The sequence below is a fragment of the Flavobacterium sp. FlaQc-30 genome, from assembly GCF_044005885.1.
Taxonomy (GTDB): Bacteria; Bacteroidota; Bacteroidia; order Flavobacteriales; family Flavobacteriaceae; genus Flavobacterium.
On sequence record NZ_JBIPCO010000001.1, the window covers coordinates 668,158 to 684,195 of the forward strand.

15 protein-coding genes are annotated in these 16,038 nt (G+C 31.3%); 3 read left to right on the forward strand and 12 right to left on the reverse strand.

Annotated features, from left to right (window positions below; all coding sequences use genetic code 11):
* Position 1 precedes the first annotated feature (1 nt).
* Positions 2-985, reverse strand: a complete 984-nt coding sequence (locus ACHRV0_RS02950) for a UDP-glucuronic acid decarboxylase family protein (RefSeq protein ID WP_089053537.1) — start codon at positions 983-985, stop codon at positions 2-4.
* Positions 986-1,157: 172 nt separating this feature from the next.
* On the opposite strand from ACHRV0_RS02950, the gene ACHRV0_RS02955 reads away from it, so the two are divergent.
* Entirely contained in the window at positions 1,158-2,234 is a 1,077-nt protein-coding gene (locus ACHRV0_RS02955) for a glycosyltransferase (RefSeq protein ID WP_395439850.1), read from the forward strand.
* Here the strand turns inward: ACHRV0_RS02955 and ACHRV0_RS02960 are convergent.
* From ACHRV0_RS02960 to ACHRV0_RS02995, 8 genes are all read right to left on the reverse strand, one after another.
* Positions 2,203-3,441: an O-antigen ligase family protein gene (locus ACHRV0_RS02960; protein ID WP_395439851.1), complete on the reverse strand. Its 1,239-nt coding sequence runs from the start codon at positions 3,439-3,441 to the stop codon at positions 2,203-2,205. The genes ACHRV0_RS02955 and ACHRV0_RS02960 overlap by 32 nt on opposite strands.
* Positions 3,442-3,478: 37 nt before the next feature.
* Positions 3,479-4,537, reverse strand: a complete 1,059-nt coding sequence (locus tag ACHRV0_RS02965) for a hypothetical protein (RefSeq protein WP_395439852.1) — start codon at positions 4,535-4,537, stop codon at positions 3,479-3,481.
* Positions 4,538-4,554: 17 nt separating this feature from the next.
* Positions 4,555-5,859 carry an MATE family efflux transporter gene (locus ACHRV0_RS02970; protein ID WP_395439853.1) on the reverse strand — a complete coding sequence of 435 codons (1,305 nt, stop codon included), beginning with the start codon at positions 5,857-5,859 and terminating at the stop codon, positions 4,555-4,557.
* Positions 5,860-5,866: 7 nt separating this feature from the next.
* Entirely contained in the window at positions 5,867-6,853 is a 987-nt protein-coding gene (locus ACHRV0_RS02975) for a hypothetical protein (RefSeq protein ID WP_395439854.1), read from the reverse strand.
* 9 nt (positions 6,854-6,862) lie between these two features.
* On the reverse strand, positions 6,863-8,542 hold the full coding sequence (locus ACHRV0_RS02980) for a DUF6909 family protein (RefSeq protein ID WP_395439855.1): 1,680 nt from the start codon (positions 8,540-8,542) through the stop codon (positions 6,863-6,865).
* Between the two features lie 102 nt (positions 8,543-8,644).
* On the reverse strand, positions 8,645-8,998 hold the full coding sequence (locus ACHRV0_RS02985; protein ID WP_129023338.1) for a DUF2185 domain-containing protein: 354 nt from the start codon (positions 8,996-8,998) through the stop codon (positions 8,645-8,647).
* An 18-nt stretch (positions 8,999-9,016) separates the two neighbouring features.
* Entirely contained in the window at positions 9,017-10,501 is a 1,485-nt protein-coding gene (locus tag ACHRV0_RS02990) for a GH3 auxin-responsive promoter family protein (protein WP_395439856.1), read from the reverse strand.
* A gap of 12 nt (positions 10,502-10,513) precedes the next feature.
* Complete coding sequence (locus tag ACHRV0_RS02995; protein ID WP_395439857.1) at positions 10,514-11,014, reverse strand: peptidase; 501 nt, start codon at positions 11,012-11,014, stop codon at positions 10,514-10,516.
* Between the two features lie 209 nt (positions 11,015-11,223).
* Between ACHRV0_RS02995 and ACHRV0_RS03000 the strand changes: the two genes are divergently transcribed.
* Complete coding sequence (locus tag ACHRV0_RS03000) at positions 11,224-11,406, forward strand: twin-arginine translocase TatA/TatE family subunit (RefSeq protein ID WP_089059705.1); 183 nt, start codon at positions 11,224-11,226, stop codon at positions 11,404-11,406.
* 75 nt (positions 11,407-11,481) lie between these two features.
* Here ACHRV0_RS03000 and ACHRV0_RS03005 read toward each other — a convergent pair whose 3' ends face one another.
* Positions 11,482-13,605, reverse strand: a complete 2,124-nt coding sequence (locus ACHRV0_RS03005) for a Tex family protein (protein WP_089053527.1) — start codon at positions 13,603-13,605, stop codon at positions 11,482-11,484.
* Positions 13,606-13,683: 78 nt separating this feature from the next.
* On the reverse strand, positions 13,684-14,502 hold the full coding sequence (locus ACHRV0_RS03010; protein ID WP_395439858.1) for a BRO family protein: 819 nt from the start codon (positions 14,500-14,502) through the stop codon (positions 13,684-13,686).
* 86 nt (positions 14,503-14,588) lie between these two features.
* On the opposite strand from ACHRV0_RS03010, the gene ACHRV0_RS03015 reads away from it, so the two are divergent.
* Entirely contained in the window at positions 14,589-14,858 is a 270-nt protein-coding gene (locus ACHRV0_RS03015) for a DUF1294 domain-containing protein (RefSeq protein WP_395439859.1), read from the forward strand.
* 142 nt (positions 14,859-15,000) lie between these two features.
* Here the strand turns inward: ACHRV0_RS03015 and rpiB are convergent, their stop codons facing one another.
* Entirely contained in the window at positions 15,001-15,432 is a 432-nt protein-coding gene (rpiB, locus tag ACHRV0_RS03020; RefSeq protein WP_089053525.1) for a ribose 5-phosphate isomerase B, read from the reverse strand.
* Positions 15,433-16,038: the final 606 nt, after the last annotated feature.

Below are 16,038 nucleotides of genomic sequence, written 5' to 3' on the forward strand. Positions count from 1 at the left end.
TTTATCTTATATAACCTGAGAAATCCTTGTGTTCTTCTTTAGAAAGTTCTTCTTTAGAAAGTGATCTAAAATAATCATACGTAATTTTCATTCCTTCAGAACGGCTCACTTTTGCTTCCCAACCCAGCAATTCTTTAGCTTTAGTTGTGTCTGGCTGACGCTGTAATGGATCGTTTATAGGTAATGGATGATAAACTACTTTTTGATTTGTTCCGGTAAGTTTTATAATTTCTTCTGCAAAATCTTTTATTGTAATCTCATCTGGATTTCCAATGTTTACGGGATATACATAATCAGAATGCAGCAATCTAAAAATACCTTCTACTTGATCGTCAACATAACAAAATGAACGAGTCTGCATACCATCTCCAAAAATCGTTAAATCTTCTCCACGCAAAGCCTGACCAATAAAAGCAGGAATTACACGCCCGTCATTCAATCGCATTCTTGGACCATAAGTATTAAAAATACGTACAATTCTGGTTTCAACACCGTGAAAAGTATGATATGCCATTGTTATTGATTCCTGAAAACGTTTGGCTTCGTCATAAACTCCTCTTGGTCCAATTGTATTTACGTTGCCATAATATTCTTCTGTTTGCGGATGTACTAAAGGATCCCCATATACTTCAGATGTTGAAGCGATTAATATTCTAGCTTTTTTAACTCTCGCCAATCCTAATAAATTATGTGTCCCTAAAGAACCCACTTTTAAGGTCTGGATTGGAATTTTTAAATAATCTATTGGACTTGCCGGCGATGCAAAATGTAAAATATAATCTAAATCGCCTGGTATATGAACAAATTTTGTAATGTCGTGATGGTAAAATTCAAAATGTTCTAATTTGAATAAATGCTCAATGTTTTTAAGATCTCCAGTAATCAAATTATCCATTCCTATAACAAAATAGCCTTCTTTGATAAATCGATCGCACAAATGTGATCCTAAAAAACCCGCTGCTCCGGTAATAAGTATTCTTTTCATAATGATTTTATTGAACCTTTTGTTTTTGATAATGGCTGCAAATATGCACAAATGTAATAAAATATCCGGCCTTTTAAATTGACTGAAATTTTTACTAAAAAAGAGATTTGGATTTTTTACACCAATATTAAATAGGTTTATTCTATTTTTACGATTCTAAATTCTAAATGTTTTGAAAGTTGTACATATTGTTGAGGCACTAGAAGGCGGCGTTTATACTTATTTTAAAGATTTGTCAGCTTACTTTGGTGATGAAAAAATAAGCGAAAACATTGAAACTACTATTATTTACAGCAGTAATAGAAATGGTGTTAGTACTCAAAAAGTTAACGCTGAGTTCTCTAAAGGTATTAACTTAATACACCTCGATATGGTTCGGGAAATTTCTCTTGCTAAAGACTTAAAATCTATAGTCAAACTTACTCAAGAACTTAAAAAAATTAATCCTGATATTATTCATCTTCATTCCTCAAAAGCGGGGGTTTTAGGACGACTTTCTTCTTTTTTCTTATTCAAAAAAACAAAACTTTTTTATTCTCCACATGGCTATGCTTTTTTAAGAACTGACATTTCAAATCGTACAAAAAGGTTTTATTCTGTTATAGAAAAAAACTTTCAGTACCTATTTGGAGGAACAATTGTTGCCTGCGGTGATACTGAATTTGAAATTGCTAAAAATATTGGTCCTTCAAAACTTATTAGAAACGGTGTTGCTATAAATGAAATTCGTAAATACTTTTTACCTCATCAAAACACAAAACTAACCATTGGTATATTGGGCAGAATAACTGCGGCTAGAAATCCTAAATTGTTTAATGAGATTGCTTTACAATTTCCTGATTTTAATTTTATCTGGATTGGTGACGGAGAACTAAACCATTTGATTACAGCACCAAATATTCAAATCACGGGCTGGATTTTAGATAAAAACACTGTTTTTAAAACATTAAATTCTATTGATATTTATCTGCAGACTTCTCTTTGGGAAGGTCTGCCCATTGCTGTGCTAGAAGCAATGGCATTACAAAAACCTGTAATTGCAACCTATATTATTGGCAATAAAGACATTGTTGTTCCTAATGAAACTGGATTTCTTTTTGACGAAATGAATGAATTAGAAAATTATTTTAACGTTTTAAAAGATCCAGAAACAAGAACTGTTTTTGGAGAAAATGCATTAATTCGATGCAAAGATCTTTTTGATAAAAGTAAAAACTTTAAACAACTTTTTGATTTGTACCAAGAATAGCTTTTTGCTGCAGCCAATAACTTGAAAACACAGAAAACCAAAATCCGCTGAAGGCGATACCATCAAATCTAAGCAAAAAATCATCGGTTAAATTTGAAGTAAAAAACAGGATGAAAAATGAAATTATTATGGCGTTTTTCAAATCAAATCCTAAATATCCAATACCAAAAATATAAAACGCTGCGACTAAGGGACCAAGTATTCCAAATTTCAGTAAAAAATCTAAAAACTGGTTATGGGTTGGAAATTCATATTTAGCTAAAAACTGCTGATTGGTTGCTTTAAAGTATTTATTTAATTCAGGTTTTCCATCTGAAGCTCCTACTCCAAAAGGAAGGTTTTTAACGGATAATTCCCAAGCTGATTTCCAAATTGAAAGTCTTGTTGCTAATGAATTGAAGGCATAAATTTCTGGATGATCAATTTCATCTAATTTTCCCACTTTATCCATATAAGCAAAAGTTATAGTAGAGTATTTCTCTTTCATATAAGGGTTTTTCTGTATGAAAACGAACAAAATACTGCCTAATACAAGTAAAACGGTTATTGCTGTTAGAATCATTTTTTTTATGCTGAATCTTGATTTTATTTCGAAAATGAAAACAACCAAAAAACCAATCAAAGCATTAAGCAGCGACATTCTGGTATTTACTAAAAGGACAAAGAAAAACGAGAGTAAAAAAACAATGATTCGAAGTGTTTTAAAAGTACTTTTTTCTTTATTCTGAAAACTGTAAAACACAAAATAGAATGCACAAATAGAAACAAAAGCCAAATGCATATTTAAAGCCGGTGCATGAATACCAATGCTGTCTGCAAACTTATAACCCATTTCCCAAAGATCGATTCTGCTTAAATATTTATTGACCAAGTCAGGATAAACCACATAAAATCTAGTTAAAAAAAACAGCATCATCATTGTTGTTGCAATACTATAGATCTCGGCTAATTTTAAAAATCTTACACGCTGATAATGACCAATTATAAAAATTGGAAATAATAGCAGCGAGGTACTCTTTTCAACCGCTTTTAATCCTTTGGATAAAGAATCATTATTCCAAAAAAACAATAATTCTAACAAAAGCGGTGAAGCAATACAAGCAGCCAAAATCAAAGCTGTTTTACTGAATTTTAGTTTTTTTACATAGATCAGACTAAAAACACTAAATAGAATAATAAGCAGTGAACATGGTTTTCTGAATATCATTGCAATTGCAATCAGACATAAAAAAACATGAAATATTTTATTGAAGTTTTTTTCTGAAAGATTCATAGTATAATGCAAAGTAAATTAATGGAAAAACACCCATTTTATGTCGTACAGCGGTACCTAAATCGGGCTCGAAAACTCCTTGTACAATAAAAAAAGAAAAGATAATAAGCAGTACTAACAGTTCTTTTGAATATTTTTTTCTATCTGCCAAACATTTTGCAAACCGAACTAATAAGATGTAAAACAGTAATAACTGCCAGATTATAAATATAATTATTTGTGGTGATAAAAGGTGTTTTAGACCGTTTATTGGAATATTGACTGTAAAAAATCCGTAAAATATCCCAACAGCTTCTCCGTACCAAGTATCTGTTTTAATGGGAGAAATAATAATAGAATTGGCATCGGCAGAACCTATACGCTCATTGTTTACTACTTCTCGGCTTATTTCTGAAAGGTATTTCCCTTTTAAAACACCATGACTAAAAGATAAAAAAACGGCTATTAACAATCCATAAAACAGCGTTGTTATCGTTTTACTTTTAAAACTCACTAAACTTACTAAATACATCCCGCCGCCAATAACTGGAATTAAAAGATAATAGGGACGAAAAAATACGCCGAAAACCAACAATAAAAGTACTGTGTATATAATTGTTCTTTTCAACGAAAATTGCTCATTTAAGCACATAAAAACGATTGGAGAGAGATACAAAAAGGTTATAAACTCTTTTGACGGCATTGATACAAAAATGGCAATCATTAAAAATGCCATATAAACCAGAATGTTCTTGACATTGAGCTTTTCAAAACGATCTGGAATACCAATTTTGTACAAAACGTACATTAAAACAGGAAACTGAATTAAAGCAATGATTGGAAAAGGTAAGTAACGAAGTCCTGAAATTTTATACAGCAAAATTGAAACTGGATAACTCCCAATATATCCTATTTCATTTCCTTTATCGTATGCAATAATTGCTGCATCATAAAAAAACTTAGGAGGCAAAATAAAAAAAGCAACTGCTGCAACTGCTAGATTGGCTGTAGCGATGAGTAAAAATGCTGCTTTGCTTTTTTGTATTTTCATATAAAAATTGTCATTTCTTAATGTAAAAAAATCACTATTTTATCTTTTCGATAAATAATTATAGCTACAACACTATTCCAGAAAATAGAGCTTGAAACAAATGCAATCGCTCCACCAACCATTCCATACTCTGGAATTAAAAATCGGTTTAATAGAAAGTTGATAACTACTGCCGCAATTAAAACAATCTGAAAAATATGCTGCCTTCCCGTCATATTCAAATAAACTGGTGCAGACCCAAATGCAGAACAGACTCCTTGACCAATTATTAAAATTAAGAAAGCTTCTTTTGCAACAACATATTGATGCCCAAAAAAAGACAATACATGCTCAGAACACAGGCTGATTATAACTATTACCGGAAATGTGATTCCGAAGATTAAACGAACACTATTTCGCAAAATTCTTTTTAATTCTGCTTTATTATCTTTCGCAAAAAACTCTGCAATTTTTGCTGAAACAGTAATGTTAATGGTTAAAATTATTACCGAAACGATGGTCATTACTTTAAAACCAACAGAATAAAAAGCGACTGTTTCGTCATTTCGATATTTTTTTAAAAACATAATATCAAAACTCATTAAAAGAAACATTGCCATTCCGCTGATAGCAATTGGGTACGATTTTAAGAATACTTCTTTATGCGAAAAAGTATCGTTACCTTCTGTAACTGTAAGTTCTCTAAAATAAATATAAACATACACTGAGCTGATGATTGAAAGTAAAACAAATCCAATCAAAAAAACATCTACCAAATAGGTTTCTTTATTCCAATAAAATAAAAGTATAGAGCCTGCAATTAAAGGAACATATTTGACAATATTTCTAAACAATTCAGCCGTATACAATTTATCTAAGGCTCTAAAAATCTCTGTATTTAAAGTCGAAGTTCCATAAAAAAACAACGTTACAGTGCCTTTTAATAAAATAGAATATACCTCATTATCGGAAAAGTAATTGTTTATTAGTTCCTTACTAATTAAGGCAACAATAACAATTGCTGCAATTGAAGTTGCCAACAGCATTCCAACCATTTTAAAGTATATTTTTTTCAATTGTTCAAGTCCTCCCGTGTCCGTCAATCTTCCTTTGAAATATAAAATTGATTGATCGAAACCTAATAAACATATGCTTCCGATGGCTAAAAGGAAAGAACGTGCAAAATCATACTGCCCAACTAATTTAGGACTGCAAAATTTGGTTAGAAATATGGTGAATCCAAAAAGTAATACAACTCCAAAAATCCTCAAAAACAAAGTACTAAGACTTTGTTTTAAAAATGCATTTTGCGAAATTCTTTGAAAGATTTTGTTCGTTTTCAATGCATCTTTATTTAATTTGAGATTTTAAAAGCTGACTGTTGTAAAACTTCTTGAACAAGTGAATAAAAATAAAAAGAAGGATAAAGACTGCGGGAAGCAGAATTTTAAAATTGCCATTTGTAAGCTTTACAATATTTATATTTAATGTAGTATTAATTTCTTTTATTGCTTTATCGTAGTTCACCAACTTTAATCTGTTTCTTCCTTGATCAACTATTAAAGTTTGCTTCGTTTTAATTAGATCATTAAGCTGTGTATTCTCATTGTAATAAACCAATTTATCGTTTTTTGGTCCATTTTTAACCGTGCTCGAAAAACCATTTAAAACATCGTCAATTTGAGCAATGATAGTATCATTTTTAGCAATTTGCTGCTCTAGATTTTTGTATCCTATTTTTTGAAGTGCATTAAAATATTCTGAGCTGTTTAAATACTGCATCAATGGTGCGACTATCTCTTTGTCATATGTTTCTTTATTTGATACAAACGAAATAGTATGAAAAGTGTAATTTTTGCTCGTTATATTATCTTCTAAAACTTTTTTTACTTCACCAACCTCAGCCATTAGTTTTATGAGTTCAAAGTTTTGCTCTTTGTCTTCAATAAATTTATAAACGTCGGCGATTGGTTTAATTTCAATTTTTTTAAGTGCTTTTGGATTCGAAATTCCAACAACCTTTTTTAAGAAAACAGTATCTCCAGAAACAATTTTAGACTCGATTAAGTCTATTTTGGAATATAAGTAATCAACGCTGCCAAAATTAGGTGTTACTATAACCTGATTTTGAAACGTTTTTTTATTTGAATCCAAAAACCACCCCAAACCAAATCCAAGAACAACCAAAATCAATACAATTATCCAGTTTCGAACAAAAAACTGAATCGATTTAAATATAGAAGCACTTATTCTATCAAAAAAATTCCTGATTGTTTTCGATAAATCAAAAATATCAATTTCCTGATCTGAATTGTTTTGGGGTACTTTTGTACTCATTTACGTTTTTTATTTTACGTTGAAAATTTGTTCTAAAATTTTAATAGTAATTAAATAAGTTGGTTTTACCCCTGTTGTTCCAAGTCCGCCAGAAGCTAAAGTACTTCCCGTTTCTAATGGATTATCTGAAGCGTAATAAGCATAACGAACTTTTATATCGTGCGGTACACTTTTTCTAATTTTTGAAGCTGATTGTATCGCTTTTTGGTAATAAGATCCTTCCATTTCAAGACCAATTACACCCCAAGTCGATTCGTGGAAAAATTTCAACAAATCTCTGTTTTGCAAAGATGTTCCTAAAACAGTAACCATTGCACCTTCAAAAACAGCAATATCGTTTCCTTCAAACATAGCACCCGTTAATTCATTTTCGAAGAAATAATTATCAGCCGTTCCTTCATTTATATGTGCTGTAGGAATCATAATATCGCCTTTTCCGCCTTCAAGAATTCCGGCTTTACCCATTATAGAAACTGATTTTACATTTAGTAATGTTTCTTTTTTAAATGGTTTTAAAAGTTCGTCGATAGTTTCATAAGCCTGCTCGCCAAAAGCATAATCCATTACAATAATTACCGGCTTTTCGTCGTCGATTTTCGCTTCAGAAAACGCTGTTTTTGACCAGTCGATTTTTGCCGTATCAAAAATTTGAACGTCAATATTAGTTCCCGAAGTATCAGGAAGTGAAATCATTCCGTTTTTCAAAGCTAATTCTTCAACATGACCTCTAATTTCTTTTGAGCCTGAGTTGCTTAATTCTTCATAAATAAAGAAATCTGTTTTTCCTTTAAATTTTGTTTTCAACAAAGGCGTCGCAAAAATAGAATTCATTACACTGTGCATGTTTGCACTAATTACGTGAATTGGTCTTTTTAAAAGATCATTTGCTTTTAGTACTTCTTTGATATTTGTTGCCCAAATTTCTCCGTGAATATGGTGTCCTAAACGTTCGCGTAAAACAGGACTGAAAGTAATTGTTCGTTTATTGTTTTCAACAATTTCTTCGATTGCTAATTTTCCTAACCAGTAAATAACGTGCAGGAAACGATCAGGCGCATTTTCAGAACCAAAAGCGTCATAAATATCTAAAACCTCTTCAAAAGTTCGTCCTAAAATGTTTGCAACGTGCGAAATCGCTTTTTCTTTTTCAATCTGCACCAGCTTTTTAGTCTGCATTACAGCTTGCTCCAATTTAAGCCAATCACGAGAAACTTCTCCGCCGTCGTCTAATAGAACTCTATTTTTAATTTTATGCGATTCGATAAAAATAAAAGTCAAATGCGTAAGAATATCATAAATATCAGAACGTCCACGCGTGATTTCAACATTCATTTGTTCCTCGTCGATTCTATAACAGTTTCTTCTTCTTTTTGGAGGAACAATGGGTTGAAAATGCGATTTAGAATAACCTTCATCTGAAGTTAAATTGATGAATCTGCATTGTTCGATTCCTATTGGTAAACGTTCTATAACGTACAAAAGCCCATTTAATTCTACTTTTTCTTCAGCAATATTCCCATAAATTTCTGGGCGTAAAGCCAATAATGATTCTCTTAAACTATCACCAGAAACTCCCATTGGTTTATAAAAACCACGGTTGAATAAGTGACGCATTGTAATGTACATTTTTTCTATCGCTGCAGATGATTCCTGAGCTCTTGATCTTGATATATGTTTAGTTTCTTTCATGCTATTTTTATTTTAAATAATCTTCAATTAAGAAGATTATTTTGGTATTTCAATTAAACGAAATTAGTAATTATAAATACCATTAAAGTTAATATCTTATTATTATTCGGCTTTTTCAATTTTCCATTTATCTTTCAGACTTTTTCTTGTAGCTATGTATCCTAAAGGCAAATCAGCCAATTCTAATAAAGTTTTATCAATTTTTATGATTTGTTCCAAACTAACAATTTGCGCAACTTTCTCAAAACTCTCAAACTTATCATTACTAAAAAATTGCCAGGCACCATCTTCAGCATCATGTGTAACATAAGTAATAGTTTTCTTTTCTTTAAGAACAAATGTGGTGGTAAAAACAGTAGTGTTTGGCGCATCCTTAAAATGCTTTTTTATTTGTCCAATAGCATTGCCAAATCCAAAAAATGAAATTAGAATTACTAAATTTAATCTTTTTTTCATAGAACAACTATTATTTACTTACTTCAAATTATCCGCAATCTTTCTATCATTAGACAGTCTCGGAATTTTATTTTGTCCGCCCAATTTCCCCTGCGATTTCATGTATTCCTGAAATCCATTTTTCGACACTTTGGTAATAACTACTTTTTGCAACACATTTCCAGTAATTAAATCATCATAGTAAATGTTTTGTTTTCGCATAGAATCGTCAATTGCTTCCGCAAAAGTTTCCATATTGTCTGGTTCATTTTCAAATTCGATAAACCATTCATGATACGGTAATCCACTTGATGGCGTAATTTGAGGAGCTACGGTAAATTCGTTTATTACAATATTTGTTCCTGCAGTTGCTTCCTTCATCGCATTTTCGACTTCATTGGCAATAACGTGTTCTCCAAAAGCAGAAATATAATGTTTGATACGTCCTGAAACAATAACTCTATGCGGAAACAAAGAGGTAAACTGAACGGTATCGCCAATATTATAGCGCCAAAGTCCGGCATTTGTAGAAACTATTAAGGCATAATTAATCCCCATTTCTACTTCGCCAATTGTATAACTTTTTGGCTTTTCGGTAAAGAATTCATCGGCTTTAATAAACTCGTAGAAAATTCCCGAATTCAAAAGCAAAAGCATTCCTTTTTGTTTTTGAGAATCTTGATAAGCAAAGAATCCTTCAGAAGCTGGAAACAATTCGATACTGTCTACTTTGCGGCCAATCATGTTTTCGAACTTAGCACGATAAGGCTCATAATTAACTCCGCCGTAAATAAATAAATTGAAATTTTTGAATAACTCTCCTATTTTCTTACCACCGCTTTTTTCTTCTAAACGCTCAAAATACATTTGTACCCAAGACGGAATTCCCGAAATTATGGTCATATCTTGATTGATTGTTTCCTCTACAATTGCATTTACTTTAGTATCCCAATCTTCAATACAATTGGTTTCCCAAGACGGCATTCTATTTTTCTGCAGATATTTTGGTACAAAGTGCGCTCCAATTCCTGATAATCTTCCAAATTTAATTCCGTATTTTTCAACCAAAATTGGACTTCCCTGCAGGAAAATCATTTTTCCATCAACAAAATCAGCATTTCCCGTTTCATAGATATAATGCAAAATCGCATTTCGAGAGGCTTTTATATGAGATGGCATTGACTCTTTTGTAAGCGGAATGTATTTTGCGCCAGAGGTTGTTCCAGAGGTTTTTGCAAAATAAATTGGTTTTCCTTTCCAAAGAATATTCTCTTCCCCCTCTTTTACTCTATCGATATACAATTTTAAATCTTCGTAATCTCGAACAGGAACATTCTTTTGAAAATCATCAACTGTTTTTATCTTTTTAAAATGATGGTCTTTTCCAAACACAGTTTCTTTTGCATCACTGATTAAACTCTTAAATATTTCATTTTGAGTTTCTATCGGTTTATTGGCCCAAGCCTGTGTCTTATGATATATTTTGCTGGCAAATAATTTTGCTGCTACTGATTTAATAGACATTTTTTAATGGTATTACTTCTTTTCTTTTTTATTTTTAACAGCTTTAGAATTAACAGACTCCTTCTCCATTTTTGCAACTTCTTCTCTAAGCTTAATTTCTTCTTCGGTTGTTTTCATATTTACATCAGAAGGTTCATCAACATCTGCTAATATAGAATCTTTATTGAATTTTGCATATTCTAATTCTCCTTTCAACACTTTTTGAATCCCTTTTATGTAAGCTTCATTTTTCCTTAAAGCTCTCTCTAATGAATCTGATTTTATAGCAAGTTCCGTTGCATTTCTTTTTAATTGTGATGAAGAATATCCGGGAATAAATTCTCGTAAAGGTGTAAAAGCAATAATAAAAGTGGTTACTAATATTAAAAATATACCGCCTAAAGTAAACGTTACAAAAACGTTCATTAAGTTGAGTTTAAATGAAAAAATTTCTTCAAAAGTTTCTTCATTCAAGATTACCAAGCGGTTTTTGATGAACAAATTTTTTCTAAAATTGAATTTTTTCTTAGTCATTTGGTTAATTATACAAGCAAATATAGTAATTAATCATATTGCTGGTGTCTGACAAAAATGAGCAAACACAGCAATTTTAATATTTTATAAAATATTTAACGCAGTACGTAATAAATATTTTAAACCAAAAACCCTTGTTGTTCGTATATTCTATATACCTTTGCGGTAGAATTTGAAAATCAATTTGCTTCGGCATTAATTATACAATCATGGGAAGATTAGGTCTTACAGAAATCCTTGTTATAGTAGGTATTGTGATATTACTTTTTGGAGGTAAAAAAATTCCAGAATTAATGAAAGGTTTAGGAAGCGGAATTAAAGAATTTAAGAACGCTGCTAAAGACGATCAAACTACGCCTCCTGCTAAAAAAGAAGAGGAAGAAACTAAATAAGCATTTACAACCTTATTAAAAAATCCCAAGTTACAAATTGTAGCTTGGGATTTTTTTTTATTTCAATTTAGAGTTTTATAAAATCATCGTCAACTGAATTCTCTTTCTATCTTCATCGACCTCAGTAACTTTTACATCAACATGCTGATGTAATTTTACAACTTCGTTTACATCGCTTACAAAACCAGCTTTCAATTGTGATATATGAACCAAACCGCTTTCTTTGATTCCGATATCTACAAAACAGCCAAAGTTGGTAATATTGTTCACAATTCCCGGTAAAATCATTCCCGTTTTTAAATCTTTAATCGATTTTACATTCGCATCAAATTCAAAAACCTTTGCCGACTTTCTTGGGTCTAATCCTGGCTTTTCAAGCTCTTTTATGATGTCTTTCAGTGTAAGTAAACCAATTTCAGGAGTAATATAGTTTTCGGCCTTAATAAGCGCTGTTTTCTCTTTGTTTGCAATTAAATCATTTACCGAAAGTTTCAAATCTTTTGCCATCTTTTCAACAACTGGATAAGCTTCTGGATGTACCGCAGAATTATCTAATGGATTTTTAGCATTGGAAATTCGAATAAATGCCGCACCTTGCTGATATGCTTTATCACCCAAACGTGGCACTTTTTTCAGTTGTTTTCTGTCTTCAAAAGGACCATTTTCTGATCGATATTGTACAATGTTTTCTGCCAGCTTCTCTCCTATTCCACTCACATAACTTAATAAGTGCTTACTTGCTGTATTAATATTAATACCAACAGAGTTTACACATCTAATTACTGTATTATCTAATTCTTCTTTTAATTTCGTTTGATCAACATCGTGCTGGTATTGTCCTACTCCAATTGCCTTCGGATCAATTTTAACCAATTCTGCCAAAGGATCTGAAAGTCGACGCCCAATAGAAACCGAACCACGAACCGTTACATCATAATTAGGAAATTCTTCTCTCGCAATTTTTGATGCTGAATATACTGAAGCTCCTGCCTCCGAAACTATAAAAACCTGCAATGGTTTATCAAACGCGATTTTTTTGATAAAAAATTCCGTTTCTCTTGAAGCAGTTCCGTTACCAATAGAAATCGCATCTATTTGATAGGCGTTTACCATTGAACGGATTTTCTTGATTGCCATTGTTTCCTCATTTTGAGGCGCGTGCGGATAAATGGTTTCATTATATAACAAATCACCTTTTTCATCCAAACAAACTACTTTACAACCACTTCTAAAACCAGGATCGATTGCCAGAATTCGTTTTTCGCCTAAAGGCGGAGCCAATAAAAGCTGTCCTAAATTGTTAGCAAAAACTTGAATTGAATTTGCATCAGCTTTTGCTTTTGCTTCCTGCAACGTTTCATTTCCTATTGCTGGATTTAGTAAACGTTTATAACTGTCCTCAATTGCTAATTGCAAATGAGCTGTTGTACTGTTTTGCTTTTTAATGATAATTTCATCAATAACATCGTAAGCATCATCGATATCAACATCAATTTTCATTTTAACAAAACCTTCATTTTCAGCACGAAGCATAGCTAATAATCTATGCGAAGGTGTTTTAGTTAAAGGTTCTTCCCAATCAAAATACTGACTGAATTTTTGTGCGCCTTCTTCTTCGGCTTTCTTTTTTACAACTTTAGTTCCAATAGTTGCTTTTCGTTGATATAATCTACGAAGCTGTTTACGAACGTAAATATTTTCGTTAATCCATTCTGCAACGATATCTCGTGCGCCTTGCATAGCAGCTTCTTCATTAACAACATTTTCATTGATGTATTGCGTCGAAATAAAATCTACATCAACATCATTTTCAGACATTATTATTTTTGCCAATGGCTCTAAACCAAACTCACGCGCAACATCAGCTTTTGTTTTTTTCTTCTTTTTGTATGGAAGATAAAAATCTTCTATTTCCTGCAGATCAAAACTCTGTTCTATTTTTTGTTTTAATTCTGGTGTAAGCGCTTTTTGTTCTTCAATTGATTTTAGAACAGCTTCTTTACGTTTTGTAAGCGTTTCATATTCTTTTTGAAGTTTTGCAATCTGCTCAATTACAACTTCGTCAAGATTTCCGGTTGTATCTTTTCTATATCGAGAAATAAACGGAATCGTACAATCTTCCTCTAATAATTTAACGGTATTTTGAATATTAATTGCTGCTGTTTGTACAGACTTGGCAATGAATTGAATATTAGTCATTGTTATTTTATTTGAACCACAAAGATGCAAGTGTTTTGCAAATTTTACAACGGCTTTTGTTATATGATATTTAAAAATTTATTCTAGACTCTTTTTTCTTGGAGGAAGAAAGTTTTCTCCTGTAACTACACTTTTACCCGTTTTGTCTTCCAAAGCTATTCGGGCATTTTTTGCAATTGCTCCCCCTTTTTTACTAGCTTTTGCATTTTCTATAAGTCCTTTTGCTTCATCACTTTCTGCGATTTGACGTGTAGAAAGTTCTGCCAGAGCAGTAAAAATTAACTCTGCTTCAGACATATGATCTCTCAAATTTTGAGACTTTAATCCTTTTACTTCTTTATGTTTTTTAACCGATATCCCAGTCCATTCTTGGTGAATAATATTTGTTAACAATGCAAATTCATCTTTTTTCTCTACACCAGATTCTTTCCAATAATCTGTCAATTTATTACGAGTTTCCTGCCCAGTCATTCGCTGTTGAATCCATTTTTCACTTCGTCCCATATTTTGCCAATTTTCACGAGCACGGTCTAAACTTTGAGATGGATCTGATAATTCCTGAATTCTTTCATAACCAACTTTCGCGAGCCATTGTTTAAAAGGTTCTGCTTTTGGAGAAGGAATAGATTGAATTAAACGTAAAAGTTGTTCTGAGTCAGCTACATCTGTAATTCTTAATTTACCATCCGCAGCTTCCATTTTCAACTGTCCGATAAAATCGGACAGTTGGCTTCCTTCTTTTAAAAGCTTCGTTTTTAAATCTCCCCAATATTTTCTAGGTCGATCTGTCCCAGTCAAAACTTCAATCACGTCAATTACCGAAAAATACCAAATTTCATTTTCGGCATCATAATGACTTCTTATCTTTTTTTGTTCAAATAATTGTACTGGACTCATTTTTTACGATTTTATATTTTTAACTTATATTATTTTGATTTTTAATATTGTACCAAAATAATATCTTTGTCAATGATACTATGCCTATGAAAGTTTTTTTTATATCATTATTATTTATAAATATCATTGTTTTTATTCTCGCTGGATATGATAAATATCAAGCTCGAAAAAACAAACAAAGAGTTCCCGAAAATACACTTTTTTTATTCGAAGCAATTGGCGGAACAATTGGTTTATTAACAGCAATGTTAATCTTTAGACATAAAACGAGTAAAATGTCATTTATTGTAAAATTCTCAATCATTTTTATTCTTCAAGCCGTTTTGATTTACCTAATAGTAAATAATAAAATATAGATATTAACAATGTTGATAACCTCAAAAAATACACATATAAAATTGATTTACAGTAATTTAAAAACATAAAAAACCGGATAAATTTTAAAAATCTATCCGGTGTGTTTATTATATATTAGTGCGGAGCACCTTTTTTTTTGTTTTAAGAACAAGCAATCTTATTTACTCTATTTTGATGTCTTCCACCTTCAAAAGCAGTTGCTAAAAACGTTTCAACAATTTCTACAGCTTGCGGAATAGAAGTAAATCTTGCTGGAATACTCACAATATTAGCATCGTTGTGTAAACGTGTTAAATAAGCTATTTCTTTAGTCCAGCATAAACCAGCTCTTACTTTCGGGTGTTTATTAACAGTCATTGCAATTCCGTTACCGCTTCCGCAAATAACAATTCCAAAATCTGCTTTTCCTTCAGAAACATCATTTGCAACAGGATGCCCAAAATCAGGATAATCTACAGAATCCTCAGAATCAGTTCCATAATTAGTTACTTCATATCCTTTTGCTTTAAGCATTTCAACAATTGCTTTTTTATACTCTGGTCCTGCGTGGTCGTTTCCTATCGAAATTTTCATTTTTAATACTATTAAGTTGTGTTGTGCAAATTTACTCAATTAATAAATGTTTGCCACGAATTTCCCTAATTTTCACAAATTTTATACTTATTAACTTTAAAAAACAGTAATCATAATTGTAAGCTCCATTTTTGAAATTCATACCTTGAAACCCTTATTTTACAACTATCTTACTCTCAAAACCTTATCACTTATTAACATTTTTAATAACTCTATAAGTATCTCATTATCAATAAAGAATAAACAGCTTTTTTGTTAAAATTTTAAAGTGTTAATAGCAATTCGTAATTCGTTGATATTCAATTAACTTTAAGTTAACATTATTTGTTAATAAGTTGGAAAAGAAAATTAGAAGTTTTTTTTGGTCGTGTCAAAAAAATGCTTAATCCAAAACTGGAATTTAAAATGCAAGAAAAGTTTCGGGAATTTTTGGAAAAGTTATCAATATCAAAAATACCATTTTCAACAAATATCAACATATGAACTTATCTACAAAATGAATTCATTTTCGGTTGTCAACCGTTGTTAATTAAAATACAAAAAGTCTTAAAAATTAAACTTTTAGCTTAAAATAACTATGTTGATAACTCAGAATAACTAAGAGAA

What these genes read in the sequence shown, in the direction of transcription:
- ACHRV0_RS02950 (WP_089053537.1), bottom strand. Translation starts at nt 985, where the DNA reads ATGAAAAGAATACTTATTACCGGAGCAGCGGGTTTTTTAGGATCACAT.
- ACHRV0_RS02960 (WP_395439851.1), bottom strand. Translation starts at nt 3,441, where the DNA reads ATGATATTCAGAAAACCATGTTCACTGCTTATTATTCTATTTAGTGTT.
- ACHRV0_RS02965 (WP_395439852.1), bottom strand. Translation starts at nt 4,537, where the DNA reads ATGAAAATACAAAAAAGCAAAGCAGCATTTTTACTCATCGCTACAGCC.
- ACHRV0_RS02975 (WP_395439854.1), bottom strand. Translation starts at nt 6,853, where the DNA reads ATGAGTACAAAAGTACCCCAAAACAATTCAGATCAGGAAATTGATATT.
- ACHRV0_RS02980 (WP_395439855.1), bottom strand. Translation starts at nt 8,542, where the DNA reads ATGAAAGAAACTAAACATATATCAAGATCAAGAGCTCAGGAATCATCT.
- ACHRV0_RS02985 (WP_129023338.1), bottom strand. Translation starts at nt 8,998, where the DNA reads ATGAAAAAAAGATTAAATTTAGTAATTCTAATTTCATTTTTTGGATTT.
- ACHRV0_RS02990 (WP_395439856.1), bottom strand. Translation starts at nt 10,501, where the DNA reads ATGTCTATTAAATCAGTAGCAGCAAAATTATTTGCCAGCAAAATATAT.
- ACHRV0_RS02995 (WP_395439857.1), bottom strand. Translation starts at nt 11,014, where the DNA reads ATGACTAAGAAAAAATTCAATTTTAGAAAAAATTTGTTCATCAAAAAC.
- ACHRV0_RS03000 (WP_089059705.1), top strand. Translation starts at nt 11,224, where the DNA reads ATGGGAAGATTAGGTCTTACAGAAATCCTTGTTATAGTAGGTATTGTG.
- ACHRV0_RS03005 (WP_089053527.1), bottom strand. Translation starts at nt 13,605, where the DNA reads ATGACTAATATTCAATTCATTGCCAAGTCTGTACAAACAGCAGCAATT.
- ACHRV0_RS03010 (WP_395439858.1), bottom strand. Translation starts at nt 14,502, where the DNA reads ATGAGTCCAGTACAATTATTTGAACAAAAAAAGATAAGAAGTCATTAT.
- ACHRV0_RS03015 (WP_395439859.1), top strand. Translation starts at nt 14,589, where the DNA reads ATGAAAGTTTTTTTTATATCATTATTATTTATAAATATCATTGTTTTT.
- rpiB (WP_089053525.1), bottom strand. Translation starts at nt 15,432, where the DNA reads ATGAAAATTTCGATAGGAAACGACCACGCAGGACCAGAGTATAAAAAA.